Here is a 17,620-nt window from a genome sequence, read left to right as displayed (position 1 = left end):
ACACGACATGAAAGGACCATTATTTTACTCCAAAATATTACTCTTCGGCGAACATGCAATCAACAAAGGTTCCCGAGGTTTGTCCATTCCTTATAATTTTTTCAACGGTGGATTGAAAGTTGACAATAATCTTTCCGATGAAGCCCAAAAATCAAACGCCAGCCTGAAACGTTTTGTTGCTTATTTGGAAACAATGCAACAAGAAAATCCAGAATTGGTGACTTTTAATATTGAATTGCTAAAATTGAATGTTGAAGCCGGAATGTATTTTGATTCCAGCATTCCACAAGGTTATGGTATTGGAAGCAGCGGCGCCTTAGTGGCGGCTATCTACGACCAATATGCCGAAAATAAAATCACGGTTCTTGAAAACTTGACTCGTGAGAAATTATTGAAATTAAAGCAGATTTTTTCAAAAATGGAATCGTTTTTCCACGGAACAAGCTCTGGATTGGATCCGTTGAACAGCTATTTGAGCATTCCTATATTGATTAATTCGCACGACAATATCGAAGCTACAGGCATTCCTACTCAAAGCCTTCAAGGAAAAGGAGCCGTATTTTTGCTGGATTCTGGAATGGTAAAAGAAACTGCTCCAATGGTAAGCATTTTTATGGAAAGCCTGAAGGACAAAGGATTCAGGGCTATGGTGAAAAACCAATTCGTAAAATATACCGATGCCAGTATTGATGATTTTCTACACGGCGATATCAAATCATTGCTGTCTAATACTAAAAAACTTTCCAAAGTGGTCTTGAACAATTTCAAGCCAATGATTCCAGAGCAATTTCATGGAGTTTGGCAGAAAGGATTGGATTCAAACGACTACTACTTGAAACTTTGTGGTTCTGGCGGTGGCGGTTATATTCTTGGATTTACGCATGATTACGAAAAAGCCAAAGAATCTTTGAAAGATTACAAACTAGAGGTTGTCTACCAGTTTTAGTCAAGAGTCTTAATCAAAAATCATAAAGTCAAAGGTCAGCCGTTATAAACTAGGCATAAAACTTTTTACTTCAAACCCAAAATCCTGTATCAGAAATGTTAAGCAGAAAGAACAAGCTTCTAGTAATGAAAATTATCAGTTTGTTTTCTGTCGTTCGAGGATATAATATTCCCGTGATTGTTTTAGCGCAATACCTTTCTGCTATATTTATCTTAGCTCCAGAAAACACTCGGGCTTTGGATGTTATTTTGGACATCAATCTTTTTATCTTGGTTTTGGTTTCCAGTTTTTGTATTGCTTCAGGCTACATCATCAATAACTTCTATGATGCGCAAAAAGACTTGATCAATCGTCCAAACAAATCAATGTTGGACCGACTCGTAAGCCAGAAGACCAAGCTCTATGTTTATTTCGGACTGAACTTTTTAGCAGTTTTTCTAGCCTATTTTGTTTCTTGGAGAGTTAGTATCTTTTATTCTGCGTATATTTTCCTGATTTGGTTTTATTCGCACAAGCTCAAAAAATATCCTATTATCGGAAACCTGACCGCTTCCATCTTGGCCATTTTTCCTTTCTTCGGGATTCTTCTTTATTTTTTCAAAGGCCAATACGAAGAGTACGATTGGCAAAAAATCGGAATTATTTTTGGACATGCAAGCTTCCTGTTTTTATTGATTCTTATCCGAGAAATGGTCAAGGATTTGGAAAATATGAAAGGTGATTTTGTAAGCGATTACAAAACCATTCCAGTAGTTTACGGAGAGTCTATTTCAAAGAAAGTCATTACAGCACTGACCCTACTGACAATTCTTCCGGTCTATATTTTAGTTGATGTCTATGAAGTAGGCTATATGGTCATTTATTTTTACATCTGCCTCATGTTGCTGATTTTCTTTCTATTGAAACTTTGGAAATCGAACACAAGAGAAGAATTTTTAAAGCTCCACAATCTTCTTAAATTTATTATTGTTGCGGGGGTTTTCTGCATCGTATTGATTGAGCCTGCCGTTTTATGGCATGGGAAAAAAATCTTATTGGCCATCAACTTCTGCTAATTTCTGCTCCTGAAGCAGAACCAGTCCGTCCCGAAAAAATCTAATCTCCCGATAGTTGAGCGATTTAACGTTCAAATCGCTATCTTTGCACAAATTAGACACTAATGAACAAGAATGAAGGAGGCAACAGACGTAGTGCCTCAAATCGACCTAGAGGGAAAAGCAGTTTTGGGAAATCAAAACCACCATTGCCAAAAAGAGCCCAAGGCCCTAAAAAAGACAAGCCTGCTCCAGCAAAAGCAGCCAGTGCAAATCCTGAAAAGCCTGTTAAAAAAGCGAACCAAGCTCCAAAAAGACAAAAAGCAGCAGACGAAATACGTCTTAATAAATACATCTCAAACTCGGGAATATGTTCCCGTCGTGACGCCGATATCTATATCCAATCAGGCAATGTAAAGGTTAATGGGATTCCTGTTACTGAAATGGGATATCTTGTAAAACCTACAGATGTTGTCAATTTTGACGGGGCGATTTTGACTCCAGAGAAAAAAGAATATATTTTACTGAACAAGCCAAAGAACTTTACGACAGCATTAGACGAAGGTTTTGAGCACAGAAATGTTTCAGAATTGGTGAAAGGTGCCACAAAATCGATCTTATCACCTGTGGGCCGTATGGACAAAAACACGACAGGTTTGTTGTTGTTTACGAATGATACCGATATGATTCGTAAATTCACGATTCCGAACCAAAAATCGTCTAAAATCTACCAAGTTTCATTAGACAAAAATTTGAAATTTGAAGATCTTGAGAAAATCCAAAAAGGTCTTACGATTGAAGGCCATCGCGTAAGTGTTGAAGAAATCAGCTATATCGACGATCAGCCTAAAAGCGAAATCGGATTAAAATTACGCACAGCTAACGTAAAAGTAGTACGCCATATTTTTGAGCATTTCAGCTATGATGTATTGAGAATTGACCGCGTTGCTTTTGCCGGACTTACAAAAAAGAATCTTCCAAGAGGAAATTGGAGATTTTTGACCGAACAAGAAATTATCAACTTGAAAAACGTTTAATCAAACGAATTCTACAAAGTTTGAAACATAAAAAAATCCCGAGAAATAAGCTTTCGGGATTTTTGCTTTTGTAGCTTTGCGTAGTACACAAAACAAACTTATGACACCAGAAACATTACAATCTATAGCTTTCAAATGGTTTGATGCTTTTAATTCACATCAACTAGAACAGCTCTTAAGCCTTTATGATGACGAAGCCAGGCATTTTAGTCCGAAACTGAAAATCAGAAAGCCAGAAACAAACGGTTTTGTAGAAGGAAAACAAGCATTACGCGAATGGTGGCAAGATGCTTTTGAACGCCTGCCCTCTTTACATTATAAGGTTACTTCACTAACCGCCAACGGCGACAGGGTTTTTATGGAATACATAAGAAATGTCGATGGCGAAGATGATATGCTCGTTGCAGAAGTTTTGGACGTCAAAAACGGAAAAATTATTGCTTCTCGTGTTTATCACGGATAAAACAAAAAAGCCCTTGGTTTCCCAAGGGCTTTTATTTTAACCTTTAATCTTTTTAGAAGTTTCTTCTTTTTTGTCGAGACCGCGTTTTCTTAATAACGGTTCCACGCTAGGCTCTGCACCTCGGAATCTTTTATACAAAACCATTGGGTCTTCTGTACCTCCTTTTTCAAGGACATTTTTTCGGAATAATTTTGCTTTTTCTGGATTGAAAAGATTTGTTGTCTTGAAGGCCTCAAAAGCATCTGTATCCAAAACTCCTGACCAAATATAGCTGTAGTATCCTGAAGAATAGCCGCCAGCAAAAATATGGCTGAAATAGGTACTTCTGTATCTTGGAATAATCGCATCGATCAAGCCAATCTTTTTCATGGAATTCTTTTCAAACGAATTAGCATCTAGTTTTATAGGCGCTGTCTGCGTATGATAATCCATATCCAGGAACGAAGCTGCTAGATATTCTACTGTCGCAAATCCTTGATCAAAAGTACCAGATTTTTGAAGCTTTTGAATTAGCGCATCAGGAATTACTTCGCCCGTTTTATAATGCTTGGCATACATTTTCAATACTTCGGGTTCGGCCGCCCAGTTTTCCATAATCTGCGATGGCAGTTCTACAAAATCTCTCGGAACGCTTGTTCCCGAAAGGCTTTTATAGGTTACATTAGATAATAATCCGTGCAATGCATGTCCAAATTCATGGAAGAAAGTCGTTACTTCATCAAAAGTCAGCAATGCTGGCGTATCGCCGGTTGGTTTTGTAAAATTGCAGACAATTGAAATTACCGGAGCTTTTCTTTTACCGTCAACTGTTTTTTGGCTTCGGTACGATGTCATCCAAGCACCGCCTCTTTTGGAAGCTCTCGGAAAGAAATCCATGTATAGAATCCCTACATGTGTTCCGTCAGCTTCCGTGACTTCCCAGGTCGTAACTTCTTCATGGTATTTTGGAACATCATTGAGTTGCTTGAATTTTAGGCCATATAGCTTTTCTGTGACTTGAAAAACGCCTTTCCTGACATTGTCCAAACTAAAATAAGGTCTCAATTCTTGTTCGTCTAGATCAAAACGCTGCTTTCTGATTTTTTCAGTATAATACCTCCAATCATACGGTTTGACTTTGTCCTTGACACCTTCTTTGTCCATCATTTTTTGGATATCTGCAGCTTCCGTCTTGGCAATTGCCAAAGCTGGCTTCCACAAATCATTCAGAAGCTTGGCTACATTTTCAGGAGTTTTGGCCATCGATTCTTCCAGCACGTATGCGGAATGTGACTTATACCCTAACAATCGAGCTTTTTCGCCTCGAAGATTGGCGAGCTTAACCGCATTTTCCTTATTATCAAATTCATCATCATGATTGCCTCGTGTCTGATAGGCCTCCCAAATCTGCTGGCGTAATTTTCTATTCGAACTGTATTGCAAGAATGGCATCACGCTAGAATTCGAAAGCGTAAAAATCCATTTCCCTTCTTTGCCTTTTGTTTTAGCATCTTCTGCTGCTGCATTGATTAGCTCTTGCGGCAATCCTGCCAAATCTTTTTTATCATCAATTACCAATTCAAATTTATTGGTTTCTGCTAGAATATTTTGTCCGTATTTTAAAGAAGTAAGTGAAAGTTCTGCATTTATTTTACGAAGCTTGTCTTTATCAGCATCGGCTAAATTAGCACCACTTCTGACAAATGCTTTGTGCAGATTCTCTAGAATTTTTGCCTGTTCTAGGTTTAGATTCAGCGACTCTTTTTTGTTCCAGATTGCTTTTACTCTTGCAAATAATTTCTCATTTAAATAGATATTATCATTGTGAGCAGCAAGATTAGGAGAAACTTCTTTTGCTATTTTTTGGAGCTCTTCGTTTGTGTTAGCGCCATTTATATTCGAAAAGACCACATTTACGTTTGACAATAGTTCTCCTGCATTCTCCATGGCAAGAATCGTATTCTCAAAAGTTGGAGCTTCGGGATTATTGGCTATGGTATTAATTTCGGCTTCATGTCTTTTGATACCTTCTAAAATTGCCGGCTTGAAGTGCTCGTTTTTTATCTTGTCAAAAGGCGGAACTTCAAATGGCGTAGCGTAGGCCTGAAAAAATGGATTCATAGTTTGCTTGTTTTCTTGCGCTTCAATTGTCAGCATATTTCCGATTGCCAACAAAATGAAAAAGGATTTTTTTCTCATCTAAAATTATATTGAAATGTAAATTTAGAGGAAATTGATTTTTAAAACTACTTAGGAATGTTAATTAATAAGATTTGGAAAGGAGAGTTTATTCCAAAAAAAAAGTCCCTCGACTAAGAGAGACTTTTCAGTGCGGGTAATAGGACTCGAACCTACACACCTTGCGGCACCAGATCCTAAGTCTGGCGTGTCTACCAATTTCACCATACCCGCAGTAGACTTTTGATTTTGACTATTGTCTCAATCGAGGTGCAAATATAGTCATAGTTTTGAACTTTCAAATAAAAAATTAAAAAAAATTAAAATATTCTTTTTCGTATTTTTGGCAGACAACATATCAATTTACCATTAATGGATACTATAAAAGACTACGTTCAAAAAAACAAAGAACGTTTCCTCAACGAACTTATTGATTTACTGAAGATTCCATCTGTCAGCGCAGATTCTGCCTATTCTCAAGATGTTATTGACACAGCAAATGCTGTTAAAGCAAGCTTAGAAAAAGCGGGCTGTGATTTTGTCGAAATTTGCGATACTCCAGGCTATCCTATTGTGTATGGGGAGAAAATAATCGATAAAAACCTGCCTACAGTTTTGGTTTATGGACATTATGACGTACAGCCGCCAGATCCGTTGGATTTGTGGACATCGCCTCCTTTTGAGCCTGTAATCAAAAAAACGGACCTGCATCCTGACGGTGCTATCTTTGCCCGTGGAGCATGCGATGATAAAGGCCAAATGTACATGCATGTGAAGGCCTTGGAATACATGGTACAAACGAATAACCTTCCTTGCAATGTGAAATTCATGATCGAAGGCGAAGAAGAAGTCGGCTCTGCCAGCTTGAGCTGGTTTGTAGAAAGAAACCAAGAGAAATTAAAAAATGATGTCATCTTGATTTCTGATACGGGAATGATCTCAAATACACAGCCGTCAATCACAACAGGATTACGCGGACTAAGCTATGTAGAAGTGGAAGTTACGGGACCGAACCGCGACTTGCATTCTGGCTTATATGGCGGTGCTGTTGCCAACCCGATAAACGTTTTGGCCAAAATGATTGCTTCGCTTCATGACGAAAACAACCATATCACCATTCCAGGATTTTACGACAAAGTAGAAGAACTTTCTGATGCGGAAAGAGCTGAAATGGCGAAAGCACCTTTTTCTTTAGAAGCTTACAAAAAGGCCTTAGACCTAAACGATATCTATGGCGAAAAAGGCTATACTACCAACGAAAGAAACTCTATCCGTCCAACTTTAGATGTTAACGGAATCTGGGGCGGTTATACGGGCGAAGGCGCTAAAACGGTTATAGCGAGCAAAGCGTATGCAAAAATATCGATGCGTTTAGTTCCGAATCAAGACTGGCATGAGATTACAGAATTGTTTACAAAACATTTTGAAAGCATTGCTCCAAGCGGCGTTACCGTAAAAGTAAAACCGCATCATGGAGGACAAGGCTATGTCACTCCAATTGACAGTATTGGTTACCAAGCCGCTGCCAAAGCCTATAATGAAAGCTTTGGAGTACAGCCGATTCCGGTTCGTTCTGGAGGAAGTATTCCTATCGTAGCATTGTTTGAAAAAGAATTAAAGAGCAAAACTATCTTGATGGGGTTTGGTTTAGACAGCGATGCTATCCACTCGCCTAACGAACATTTCGGAGTTTTCAATTACTTAAAGGGAATCGAAACTATTCCGTTGTTTTATAAATATTTTGTGGAGCTTTTTAAAGTTAAATAATGAAAAAGGCTTTTATTGTATTTGCTTTGACCTTCAACTTATTGAGTATTGAAAGTAAAGCGCAAACCACAACAGTAAATGCAAACCAGCTGGAGCCAAGTATTGACGACGTATACGATGTCGTAGAACAATCTCCTGAATTCCCTGGAGGCATTAATAAGTTTGGGCAATTTGTCTATACTAATTTTCGCTTTCCGGAAGGAATCACGGAAAATATCCGTATAAATGTCACTTTTGTGGTCGAAAGAGACGGAACTTTAAGCAATATTAAACTCCTGAAAGATCCAGGCTACGGCGTTGCTGACGAAGTAGTACGAGTCTTGAGCAAATCGCCAAAATGGAAACCGGGTTATCAAAAAGGAAAACCTGTCAAAACTCTTTATCATTTTCCGGTGACATTACGTTTCGAATAAATTCATACAAATCCGTTCATTATCGAACGGATTTTTTTATTTCCAAAAAAAACTTTGCTCTACACTTGTAGAATTGAATTTTATTTCTACATTTGTAGAGTAAATTCTAATTTTGTAGAATGAAATTTACAAAAACAGTATCTAAGTCTTGACAGAAAATGAAATGCACTGGTTTTATAATGGCGACTGGAAATTTTATGACGAAAGCGGCCAACTTATAGGCATCAGAACGTATGAAAACGGTGCTATACTTAATGAAACAGAAATAAAACAATAAAAAATGCAACTATCCAATTCAGAAGAACAGTTAATGCAACACCTGTGGAAGCTTGAAAAGGCTTTCATGAAAGATTTACTGGAATGCTATCCCGAGCCAAAACCAGCAACCACAACTGTGGCTACACTGCTGAAAAGAATGATTGACAAAAAATTTGTAACATATACTGAAATAGGCAACTCCAGAGAATATTATCCGCTAGTCAAAAAAACAGACTATTTCTCAAAACACGTGAACGGCTTGATCAAGAATTTCTTTAATAATTCAGCTTCACAATTTGCCTCATTTTTTACGACGGAAACCGATTTGACCAAAACCGAATTGGAAGAACTTCAAAAGATTATCGACAAAGAAATCCAAAAAAAGAAAAAATGATCGACTTTTTAATCAAATCGACCATAAGCTTGACACTGCTCTTAGGCTTATACCATCTTTTTCTAGAAAAGGAGAAGATGCATACCTTCAATAGATTTTATCTTTTATTCAGCTTATTGTTTTCTTTTGCTCTTCCTTTCATAACGATTGAAATAGCATTCGAATCCATTTCAAAACCGTTACTTCTTCCAAATCCGATTCAGACAAAAAATGAAACTGTAGCTTTTATCAAACAAGAAGATGTAAATTATATTCCAATCTTGCTTTGGAGCTTATATGCTGTGGTAACGATTTTCTTTATTGTTCGATTTGGCAAAAACATATATGCCTTGCTTTCAAAAGTGAGAAAAAACAGGACAGTCTCTTTCTTCTATTCCACATTAGTATTGGTAAGAGAAAAGTCGCTACCTCATACTTTCCTGCAGTACATTTTCATAAATGGCGATGATTATAACAACCGAAACATACAAGAAGAATTATACACTCACGAATTGACTCATGTAAGGCAAAGACACAGCTATGATATCCTGTTCATTGAAATCATAAAGACAGTATTCTGGTTCAATCCTCTATTACTTCTTTATAAAAAAGCGATACAACTCAACCACGAATTTCTTGCAGATGAAAACGTGGTGAAATCTCATAAAAATGTTCCATTCTACCAAAACCTGCTTTTGGAAAAGGCATCGTGGAACAGCAACTTTTACTTGGCCAGTAACTTGAATTTTTCAGTAACAAAAAAACGATTAATTATGATGACAAAAACCACATCAAAATCAAGAGCATTGCTCAAAAAATTAGTATTCTTGCCAGTCTTGGCTGGATTGATATTCCTTGTATGCTTAAAAACAACTGCTTCAGAAAAAGAACCCGAGGTTTGGATTAACGGAAAACAAGTCAATGAAAACGACATGAACAAGCCTATTAGCCATTGGCATAAAGATCAAACAAGCGAAGCTACTGAAGCTAGTTATTTTGCCGGTGTCAGGTTTATTATGTACAGAACAATGGTACGAACCAAAAATGGTTATGAGGGCAAAGACATCCTCTTTGACAAAGTATATGAAGAATTGACTCCAGAAGACAAAAAACGTTTTGAAATATGGTTAAGGGTTCCTAAAGCCAACGTAAAGAAGAATCCTACCCAAAAAGAATTTGAGGATTTTAAAGATTCTAAAAAATATGGGATTTGGTTAAATGACACTTATGTAAGTAATACCGAATTGAACAAATTTGACCGATCAGATATCGTTCATTTCTCGGGAAGTTTTGTCCATAAAAATGCACGAAGCCAACAACATCCGCAGCCTTATCAATTCCGCCTATATACAAATGATTATTTCGACAAGAAAGATATGGGAAAAACACCTAAATATCCCGGAGAGGCAATCACGATGGTTGAAGTGGAAAGCAAGCTTCAAAAGAAAGCAGGAATGGCAACGCCTCCAAAAATAAAAACAGGAAGCTAATTATCTTAATAAATAGAAGACTATAATTTCCAACATAAAATCCGCTAAATCAGCGGATTTTTTTATCTCTAAGCCAAAACATATCAACGTTTTATAACATTATTTAAAATTTGGCGTTACTTTTGTAGATATCATCATCAATCACATATTGGACACGTTTTCAATATGCTAATCATCAATCATTATGTTAAAACACTTCTTCATTGTCTGCTCTGGAGTGGACAAAAAAATCATCGAAGGCTGTTCCAATGGCGAACAGAACAAGTATGCCGGAATCGGGGCAACCGTTTTTTTTACGGCAGTCATGGCGTTTATTGCCAGCAGCTATGCGCTTTATACCGTTTTTGATAACGTTTATGCTTCTGTCTTTTTTGGACTAATCTGGGGCTTGCTTATCTTTAACCTAGACCGGTTTATTGTTTCGACTATCCGAAAAAGAGATAGTTTTTCAAATGAATTTATACAGGCGACTCCCAGGATTGCTCTAGCGATAATTATTGCAATCGTAATCTCAAAACCTTTAGAAATCAAAATTTTTGAAAAGGAAATCGATACGGTATTGTTGAAAGAGAAAAATGCAATGGCACTCAATAACAAAAAAGAAGTCGCCAATTATTTCAAATCCGATTTGGAGAAAAACAAAGCTTCGGTCGATAGCCTAAAATCTGAAATTGCAAAAAAAGAAAAAGAGGTCAATACATTGTATGAAACATACATCGCCGAAGCCGAAGGAACTGCCGGAACTAAAAAACTCGGAAAAGGACCTGTTTTCAAAGAAAAGATTGCAAAGCACGATCTGGCAAAAACAGAACTCGATACTTTACGAAAAAACAATCTGGCGAAAATTGCGGCAACAGAAAAACTTTCTAAAAAGCTCGAAGCCGATCAAGACAAAAAAGTAACCGAAACACAGCCTATCATTGATGGATTCGATGGATTGATGGCAAGAATTAACGCTTTGAACAAACTGCCGTGGTTGCCTTCTTTCTTTATCATGTTGCTATTTCTAGCAATCGAGACTTCTCCAATTATTGCAAAATTATTGTCTCCTAAAGGCGAATATGACTTTAAGCTGGAAGATCTAGAAACGGCCCTGAAAGCCACAATCAATCAAGATAAATACCAAAGAGAGCTGCTTGTAAAAACTAGCGCTCAGATGCACGACAAGGTGTATGAAGATATTGCTTCCGATAAAGAACTGTTTAACCTGCAGCGCAAGAAAGCGAAAGAATTATTGGAACTGCAAGCTCATAATTTCGTAGAAAAACAAAAGAGAACTTTTTAGTTGAAAAGATTAAAGTTGTAAAGTCGAAAGTCATAAAGATTAGATTACAATCAATAAAAAAGTCGAAGAGCAGATGCTCTTCGACTTTTTAACTTTATGACTTTATGGCTTTCGACTCAAAACTACATATGGCTCAAGATTTCTTTTTTCAAAGTATCATATTCGCCTTGCATGATCAGTCCGTTGTCTAGCAGTTTTTTATAATTCTGTAATTTATCAAACAATTCATCTTGAGACAATTCGCCTAACGTCTTTTCTTTTGTAGCTTCTGGTTTTTCATCCGGATATTGCTTTTCATCGCGATAGCCCGACTGTGAAACTGGAATTATCTCTGCAAAATCGGTCACTTCTTCGGTTTCCATTTCTTCGATGACTTCCGGTTCTTCTACTTCTGCGAAAGTTTCAGGAATAATTGCTTCTTCTTCGAAAGCTTCAACCTTTGGTTCATTTACAAAAGATTCAGCTACTGGAGCTGCGCCATTTTTTAAGATATCCAATTGTTCTTTGGCAAACGTATAAATCTTTCTAGCCTGCGTTTTAGGAATATAGTCGATCGAAATCGTCAAGTCTGTTTTAGTCGTAAACGAAAACTCAGAACCTAGAATATTCTCTTTCACAAAAGTGCCAGCAATATCATCCCACGTATAATCTGTAAAATCCATAGACAGTCCTAAATTCTTAGGCTTACAGATAATGATTCTCTTATTCGTCAGAACAATACTATCTGGAAAAACAGTGATTGCCGGTTTTTTCTGAACACCGATATAACCAATCTCCTCATTTTTCATGAGCAAATCTGTCAGTTTTGAAGTGATTTTTTCAATCGCTTTAGGATCTTGTTCTTCGTTTAAAAATTTTTTTATTTGTTCTTTCATCTTTCAGTTACGTTACTGTATTGGTAGACTTTTTATACAACAAAAGTAATACCTAATTTTTTAATTCAATAATTTCGGTTTGGATTTTCTTTGTTAAGCTTTTGAAAACCAAATCATAGGAATGGTCAATCAATTCTCTCACAAATTTATCAGAAACATCGCCATTCAATGAAACCGTATTCCAATGCACTTTGCTCATGTGGTAGCCTGGTTTTATGTCATCAAACTCGGCACGAAGCTCTTCTGCGCGTTCCGGATCGCATTTTAAGTTGACGGACGGCGTTCCTTTTTCCCACCCGCTTAAAGACGATAGCGCAAACATTTTCCCTCCAATTTTAAACACCAGCGTGTCTTCATCAAACGGAAAGTGTTCGGTTACTCCTTTTTTGGAAAGGCAGTATTCAAAATAAGCTTGTATATCCATTTGTCTTATATTTTATACAGTACTGGCTTGCTCGGGCTCGCATCATTTTCAAAAGAAGCAATCTGGAGATTAAGCAAATAACTTCCGTCTTCTACCTCATCGCGAACGAAAATTAATTCTGTAATCGTCGCATCCAGCCTGGCATCGTCATTTAGTTCTTGGGTATTTTTTACGTTCCAAAAAGCTTTGTGTGCCAGCAATTTTCCTTGGTCTTTTTCTTTGTCAACGCTTGGCAAATCAATCAGCAAATGCTTGATTCTTTTTTCTCGGATAAAAACCGCCGCTTTTTCTTCAAGATAAGGCGGATTGGTATCGGAATATTTTTTAGAACGCTTTTCTTGTAAATTCGGCAATGTCCTGATAACGATGGCTTCTGGAAGCTTTCCGTCCAATGCTTTTTCAATTTGGCTTCTGGTTATGACTAAATCTTCGCCGCGGATTTCTGGCTCTACCGAAACGACTTCAGCCGTAAAGAAAAATGTCTCCAAGTGCTGATTGATACTGTAGAATTCTGTGGTAATATGCCCCAGACATTCCGTATGCGTCCCGTGTCCGTGCGGATTAAAGAAAATATTATTAAAATTCGTGGAAGAACTTCCTTCCGAAACTTTTCCTACCCAATGGCCAAAACGAACGGGTTCGATTACCGGTTTTTCAATATACCAAGCAATCGGATTTTCATCTGTATTTGTCAACGGCAGTGAAATATCTATCGGCTTTGATAAATCTACTTCGAAATTTTGGTCTTTATGTTGGATTCTAGCTATCATTCAAAGCAAAATTTTGGTTGTTGCATTAGGCTTTAATTATCATCCAAATTTATCAAAAACAAATCACTTGCAATTCCATCTGCCAAAAACTTTCCTTTTGGAGTCGTCTTGAGGATTTTATTTTCAATAGAAAGCAGTCCGTCGGAAAGAAATTTCTCCGATTGCTTTTGCAGATAGCGCAGTTTGCTTTCTCCAAATTCTTTTTCAATCCGATTCAGCGAAACGCCCCAAATCGTGCGCAGTCCTGTCATAATATACTCGTTGTAGCGGTCTGTTTGCGATAAAATCTCGATTTCATTCGGCAGATTATTCGCTTCTATTTCTTTTAGATACAGTGCATTGTTTGCCATATTCCAGCTTCTCGAAATGCCGTCATAACTATGGGCCGAAGGTCCGATGCCGATGTATTTTTTCCCCAGCCAATAGGCCGAGTTATTTTTAGAAAAATAGTTTTCCTTTCCAAAATTGGACAGTTCATAATGGATAAAACCGTTCTCTTGAAGCGTGTCAACCAAAATCATAAAATGCTCTTGAGCAACGTCGTCTTTTGGCTCAGAGATTTTTCCGGTCTGGATTAGTTTTTTCAAGGCCGTTTTTGGCTCTACTGTCAACGCATAACTTGAAATATGTGGAACGCCATAGCATAAGGCCGTTTCAATATTCTGTTTCCACATTTCATTAGTCATTCCTGGAATTCCATAAATCAGGTCGATAGAAATGTTGTCGAAATATTGCGTCGCAATTTCTAATGATTTCTTGGCTTCTTCTGCATTGTGCGCCCGATTCATCATTTTCAAATCTTCTTCAAAAAAAGATTGGATGCCGATGCTGAGACGATTGATTCGATTCTTCGAAAATTCGATTATTTGGTCTTCAGACAAATCATCTGGATTGGCTTCTAATGTAATTTCTGGATTTTCTGCTACATTGAAATTCTCATACACCGCGTTAATCAAAAATCGCAATTCCGAAATCGACAATACCGAAGGTGTTCCACCTCCAAAATAAATCGTTTCTACAATTTCATTATCAAATTCTGATTTTCGCAAACGCATTTCTTTCGCCAAAGCCAGCACCATCTCGTCTTTCTTTTTCATGGAAGTCGAAAAGTGAAAGTCGCAGTAATGGCAGGCCTGCTTGCAAAAAGGTATATGGATGTATATGCCGCTCATGTTTCGTCTTAAGCCCGATTTTATCTTACGGAAAAACCGGCTATTTTTTTACTCTATCTTCATTTTGTTTCACAAAAGCATCCCAACCCGAATAGCTTTTTGTGCCTATTACTTTCCCTGAATTAAAAAAATGACATACTGCTGCGGCCAGTCCGTCTGTACTGTCTAGATTTTTAGGCAATTCTTTTAAGCCTAAAAGCTGCTGGAGCATTTTGGCCACCTGTTCCTTTGTGGCATTTCCGTTTCCGGTAATCGCCATCTTTATCTTTTTTGGCTCGTATTCGGTAATCGGAATCTGTCGCGAAAGTCCCGCTGCCATGGCAACGCCTTGTGCCCTGCCCAGCTTGAGCATCGACTGTACGTTTTTGCCAAAGAAAGGCGCTTCGATTGCAATTTCATCAGGATGATGGGTTTCTATCAATTCGATAGTCCGTTCAAAAATAACTTTCAGCTTGGTATAATGGTCGTCGTATTTGCTCAAGATCAATTCGTTCAGCTGGAGGAATTCCATCTTTTTGTTGATGACTTTTATCAATCCGAAACCCATAATGGTCGTTCCGGGGTCAATTCCTAATATGATACGTTCGTTTGCCAATTTTAATTTGTTATTTTGCCGAATGATTGCAATTCCTCACAAAGCTAAACAATTCCTAGTGTTTCTGACCAAACTTTTGATTGTTGGCGGCGCATTTTATTTTATATGGAATCAATTGGCTCATAACGAGCAATTGGACTGGCAGAAATTTCTGGATTTATTAGACCGTAAGAAATCGTTTTGGGGCATTTTATTCCTTTTGTCATTTAGTTTTTTTAATCGCTATTTTGAAATCTTAAAATGGCAAAACTTGGCTCAGGTTATCGAAAGAATTTCTATCGGCAAAGCAACAGAACAAGTTCTTAGTGCCTTGACAGCTTCTATTTTTACGCCAAACGGCATAGGCGAATACGGAGCCAAAACTTTATATTTTAAGAAGAAGGAGGCTAAGAAAGTCATCTTCTTAAACCTGATCTGCAACGGAATCCAAATGATCTTGACGATTGTTTTTGGCACTCTGGGATTGCTTTATTTTAATTACAAATTCCCAATCGTTTCAACTAAAAACATCCTATTGCTATTTGGCCTATTGGCTTTGGTCTGCGGCTTGCTGTTCGGCTTAAAAAAAATTACCATCAAAGGGTATTCCTTAGCTCTTTTATTTGAAAAGATCAATGAAATCCCAAGACCGATTCATCAAAAAAATATAGTCCTGGCCATCTGCCGCTACCTGATTTTTTCACACCAATACTACTTTCTATTTCTAGCTTTTGATGTCGAATTGCCTTATTTTCTATTAATGGCAGCGATTACGAGCGTTTACTTTCTGGCTTCTTCCCTGCCTACATTTCAGTTTTTAGATTTTGCTGTTAAAGGAAGCGTGGCCGTGTATTTCTTCGGATTGTTGGGCGTGAATGAATGGATTGTTGTTTTTATTAGTACCTTGATGTGGTTTTTGAACGTAGTCCTTCCCGTCCTTTTGGGAAGTTATTATGTTTTTAATTTTAAATCGAAATGGAAATCATAGCGTTTGTATTTTTCGGAATCGTCGGAATCTATTCTATTTTTATTCTGTGGCTGGCCTACTGGTTTAGAAGAGTCACGGTTTCTAAAAATCAGGCTCCTGAGCCAAAGACCAATTTTTCTATCATCGTTCCTTTTCGAAATGAAGCCGATCGTCTTCCAGAACTGCTGCATTCTTTTACGCAACTTAATTACCCGAGAACGCAATTTGAAATTATTTTCGTCAATGATTCTTCTACAGACGATTCTGTTTCGGTCATCCAAAACTTTCCGGCATTAAGCTTTCACTTCCAAATCATTGACAACCTACGAAAATCCGGCTCGCCGAAAAAAGATGCCATTTCAACCGCTATAAATAGTATCAATAACGAATGGATCATTACGACGGATGCTGATTGTTTTGTGAATCCAGACTGGCTGACAGCCATCGACAGTTATATCCAGAATCATGAACTATCAATGATTGCCGGAGCTGTAGCTTTTAGCGCAGAAGATTCTTTCCTGCATCAGTTTCAGCAGATAGACCTCATGAGTCTGCAGGGAGCTACCATCGGAAGTTTCGGAATTGGGAAAGCGTTTATGTGCAATGGCGCAAATCTGGCATATAAGAAAGAATTATTTCTTGACCTAAATGGTTTTGACGGCAATAATGGCATTGCCAGCGGCGACGATGTGTTCTTATTGCAGAAAGCCGTAGCAAAACACCCTGAGAAAGTACATTATTTGAAATCGGAAGCAAACATCGTGCTTACAAAACCCTTAGACGAATGGAAGTTAGTTTTTCACCAACGAGTACGCTGGGCTTCAAAAGCTACTTCGTACCAAAGTCTTTTCGGAAAAATACTGGCATTGGTTGTTTTTGGAGGCAATCTGGCTATTGTTTTAGGATTGCTACTGACTTTGGCGCATCTCTTTTCGTTTTGGACGTGGTATTTGCTCTTTGCGGTAAAAATATTCGTCGACTTTTCTCTATTATACCAAACCGGAAAGTTCTTACAACCAAAATCGGTCAAATTCTTTCTGATTAGCAATCTGGTCTATCCTTTCTTTAGCGTAGCTGTCGCTTTGTATTCTTTGTTTGGAAGGTATGAGTGGAAGGGAAGAAAATTCTAGGGCACTTATTCTACATTCAAGATTACCGGCAAGATAAATTGTGTTTTTACTGGAATTCCTCTTTTCAATGCTGGATTTATCTTTGGGAAGTCCGTCAGCCTAGCATGCAGTATGCTGTCGATTTTTATCTTATCATACGCCAAGCTATCCACAGGAAATTGCGGTTCAAATTCTAATCTGGAATCGGGATAAACCGTAACTTTGACTTGTATGGTATCAATCTGTGGATAAAGAATGGACAACGTGTCCAGATCCAATTTCTGCTGGATCGTAACGGTAAGGAAGTCAAAAAAGCATTGTTTTCGAGTCGCCTCATCTTTGATGGAGTCACAGGTTGCCACAGACGGAAATTCGTCTACTTGGTTCCAATTAATTTTTTGGAGCTCCTGTTTGAGCAGTTCTTCTTCAGAAATCTCCTGTTTTTGAAGATTCTGGCAAGAAGCGCATAAAAGCCCTAAAAAAAGAATTGCTGTGAGTTTTCTCAT

At 37.7% G+C, this 17,620-nt stretch carries 19 protein-coding genes and 1 tRNA gene; 12 read left to right on the top strand and 8 right to left on the bottom strand.

Annotated elements, in window-relative coordinates; all coding sequences use genetic code 11:
- The first annotated feature begins 7 nt into the window (after positions 1 to 7).
- The 4 genes from CLV94_RS08865 to CLV94_RS08850 all read left to right on the top strand — a co-directional run bounded on the left by CLV94_RS08865 (position 8) and on the right by CLV94_RS08850 (position 3,480).
- On the top strand, positions 8 to 946 hold the full coding sequence (locus CLV94_RS08865; protein WP_121376034.1) for a mevalonate kinase family protein: 939 nt from the start codon (positions 8 to 10) through the stop codon (positions 944 to 946).
- Between the two features lie 95 nt (positions 947 to 1,041).
- Positions 1,042 to 2,001, top strand: coding sequence for a geranylgeranylglycerol-phosphate geranylgeranyltransferase (locus tag CLV94_RS08860; protein WP_121376033.1), 960 nt, complete (start codon positions 1,042 to 1,044; stop codon positions 1,999 to 2,001).
- A gap of 104 nt (positions 2,002 to 2,105) precedes the next feature.
- Positions 2,106 to 3,017 carry a pseudouridine synthase gene (locus CLV94_RS08855; RefSeq protein ID WP_121376032.1) on the top strand — a complete coding sequence of 304 codons (912 nt, stop codon included), beginning with the start codon at positions 2,106 to 2,108 and terminating at the stop codon, positions 3,015 to 3,017.
- Positions 3,018 to 3,117: 100 nt separating this feature from the next.
- Positions 3,118 to 3,480, top strand: coding sequence for a nuclear transport factor 2 family protein (locus CLV94_RS08850; protein WP_121376031.1), 363 nt, complete (start codon positions 3,118 to 3,120; stop codon positions 3,478 to 3,480).
- Between the two features lie 36 nt (positions 3,481 to 3,516).
- Here CLV94_RS08850 and CLV94_RS08845 read toward each other — a convergent pair whose 3' ends face one another.
- Positions 3,517 to 5,658, bottom strand: coding sequence for a M3 family metallopeptidase (locus CLV94_RS08845; protein ID WP_121376030.1), 2,142 nt, complete (start codon positions 5,656 to 5,658; stop codon positions 3,517 to 3,519).
- 131 nt (positions 5,659 to 5,789) lie between these two features.
- Positions 5,790 to 5,871, bottom strand: a tRNA-Leu gene (locus tag CLV94_RS08840).
- A 138-nt stretch (positions 5,872 to 6,009) separates the two neighbouring features.
- Here CLV94_RS08840 and CLV94_RS08835 point away from each other — a divergent pair.
- From CLV94_RS08835 to CLV94_RS08815, 6 genes are all read left to right on the top strand, one after another.
- Positions 6,010 to 7,404: a dipeptidase gene (locus tag CLV94_RS08835; RefSeq protein WP_121376029.1), complete on the top strand. Its 1,395-nt coding sequence runs from the start codon at positions 6,010 to 6,012 to the stop codon at positions 7,402 to 7,404.
- Positions 7,404 to 7,817, top strand: a complete 414-nt coding sequence (locus tag CLV94_RS08830) for an energy transducer TonB (RefSeq protein WP_121376028.1) — start codon at positions 7,404 to 7,406, stop codon at positions 7,815 to 7,817. The genes CLV94_RS08835 and CLV94_RS08830 overlap by 1 nt, the downstream gene beginning before the upstream one ends.
- Before the next feature lie 148 nt (positions 7,818 to 7,965).
- Positions 7,966 to 8,094 carry a hypothetical protein gene (locus CLV94_RS17230; protein WP_262671878.1) on the top strand — a complete coding sequence of 43 codons (129 nt, stop codon included), beginning with the start codon at positions 7,966 to 7,968 and terminating at the stop codon, positions 8,092 to 8,094.
- A 3-nt stretch (positions 8,095 to 8,097) separates the two neighbouring features.
- Positions 8,098 to 8,469, top strand: coding sequence for a BlaI/MecI/CopY family transcriptional regulator (locus tag CLV94_RS08825; protein WP_121376027.1), 372 nt, complete (start codon positions 8,098 to 8,100; stop codon positions 8,467 to 8,469).
- Positions 8,466 to 9,938, top strand: coding sequence for a M56 family metallopeptidase (locus tag CLV94_RS08820; RefSeq protein ID WP_121376026.1), 1,473 nt, complete (start codon positions 8,466 to 8,468; stop codon positions 9,936 to 9,938). Before CLV94_RS08825 ends, CLV94_RS08820 begins: the two co-directional genes overlap by 4 nt.
- A 184-nt stretch (positions 9,939 to 10,122) precedes the next feature.
- Positions 10,123 to 11,223 carry a DUF4407 domain-containing protein gene (locus CLV94_RS08815; protein WP_121376025.1) on the top strand — a complete coding sequence of 367 codons (1,101 nt, stop codon included), beginning with the start codon at positions 10,123 to 10,125 and terminating at the stop codon, positions 11,221 to 11,223.
- 122 nt (positions 11,224 to 11,345) lie between these two features.
- On the opposite strand, the gene CLV94_RS08810 is transcribed toward CLV94_RS08815, so the two are convergent.
- Genes CLV94_RS08810 through ruvC form a run of 5 tightly spaced genes read right to left on the bottom strand, consistent with a single transcriptional unit; the run spans position 11,346 to position 15,059 of the window.
- Positions 11,346 to 12,098 carry a PH domain-containing protein gene (locus CLV94_RS08810; protein WP_121376024.1) on the bottom strand — a complete coding sequence of 251 codons (753 nt, stop codon included), beginning with the start codon at positions 12,096 to 12,098 and terminating at the stop codon, positions 11,346 to 11,348.
- Between the two features lie 52 nt (positions 12,099 to 12,150).
- Positions 12,151 to 12,522, bottom strand: a complete 372-nt coding sequence (locus CLV94_RS08805; RefSeq protein ID WP_121376023.1) for an MmcQ/YjbR family DNA-binding protein — start codon at positions 12,520 to 12,522, stop codon at positions 12,151 to 12,153.
- A gap of 5 nt (positions 12,523 to 12,527) precedes the next feature.
- Positions 12,528 to 13,292, bottom strand: coding sequence for a cyclase family protein (locus CLV94_RS08800; protein ID WP_121376022.1), 765 nt, complete (start codon positions 13,290 to 13,292; stop codon positions 12,528 to 12,530).
- A 32-nt stretch (positions 13,293 to 13,324) separates the two neighbouring features.
- The gene (hemW, locus tag CLV94_RS08795; RefSeq protein ID WP_121376021.1) at positions 13,325 to 14,464 is read right to left on the bottom strand and encodes a radical SAM family heme chaperone HemW; all 1,140 of its coding nucleotides are present in this window, start codon (positions 14,462 to 14,464) and stop codon (positions 13,325 to 13,327) included.
- A 40-nt stretch (positions 14,465 to 14,504) separates the two neighbouring features.
- Positions 14,505 to 15,059, bottom strand: a complete 555-nt coding sequence (gene ruvC, locus CLV94_RS08790; protein ID WP_121376020.1) for a crossover junction endodeoxyribonuclease RuvC — start codon at positions 15,057 to 15,059, stop codon at positions 14,505 to 14,507.
- A gap of 22 nt (positions 15,060 to 15,081) precedes the next feature.
- Here ruvC and CLV94_RS08785 point away from each other — a divergent pair, with 22 nt between their 5' ends.
- Both CLV94_RS08785 and CLV94_RS08780 read left to right on the top strand, forming a co-directional pair.
- Positions 15,082 to 16,026, top strand: coding sequence for a lysylphosphatidylglycerol synthase domain-containing protein (locus CLV94_RS08785; protein WP_121376019.1), 945 nt, complete (start codon positions 15,082 to 15,084; stop codon positions 16,024 to 16,026).
- Positions 16,014 to 17,135, top strand: coding sequence for a glycosyltransferase family 2 protein (locus CLV94_RS08780; protein WP_121376018.1), 1,122 nt, complete (start codon positions 16,014 to 16,016; stop codon positions 17,133 to 17,135). The genes CLV94_RS08785 and CLV94_RS08780 overlap by 13 nt, the downstream gene beginning before the upstream one ends.
- A 5-nt stretch (positions 17,136 to 17,140) precedes the next feature.
- On the opposite strand, the gene CLV94_RS08775 is transcribed toward CLV94_RS08780, so the two are convergent.
- Positions 17,141 to 17,620, bottom strand: a complete 480-nt coding sequence (locus CLV94_RS08775; protein ID WP_121376273.1) for a hypothetical protein — start codon at positions 17,618 to 17,620, stop codon at positions 17,141 to 17,143.

It is taken from the genome of Flavobacterium endophyticum (assembly GCF_003634455.1).
In the GTDB taxonomy this organism is placed as follows: Bacteria; Bacteroidota; Bacteroidia; order Flavobacteriales; family Flavobacteriaceae; genus Flavobacterium; species Flavobacterium endophyticum.
This window is presented reverse-complemented; position numbering and strand designations above follow the sequence as displayed.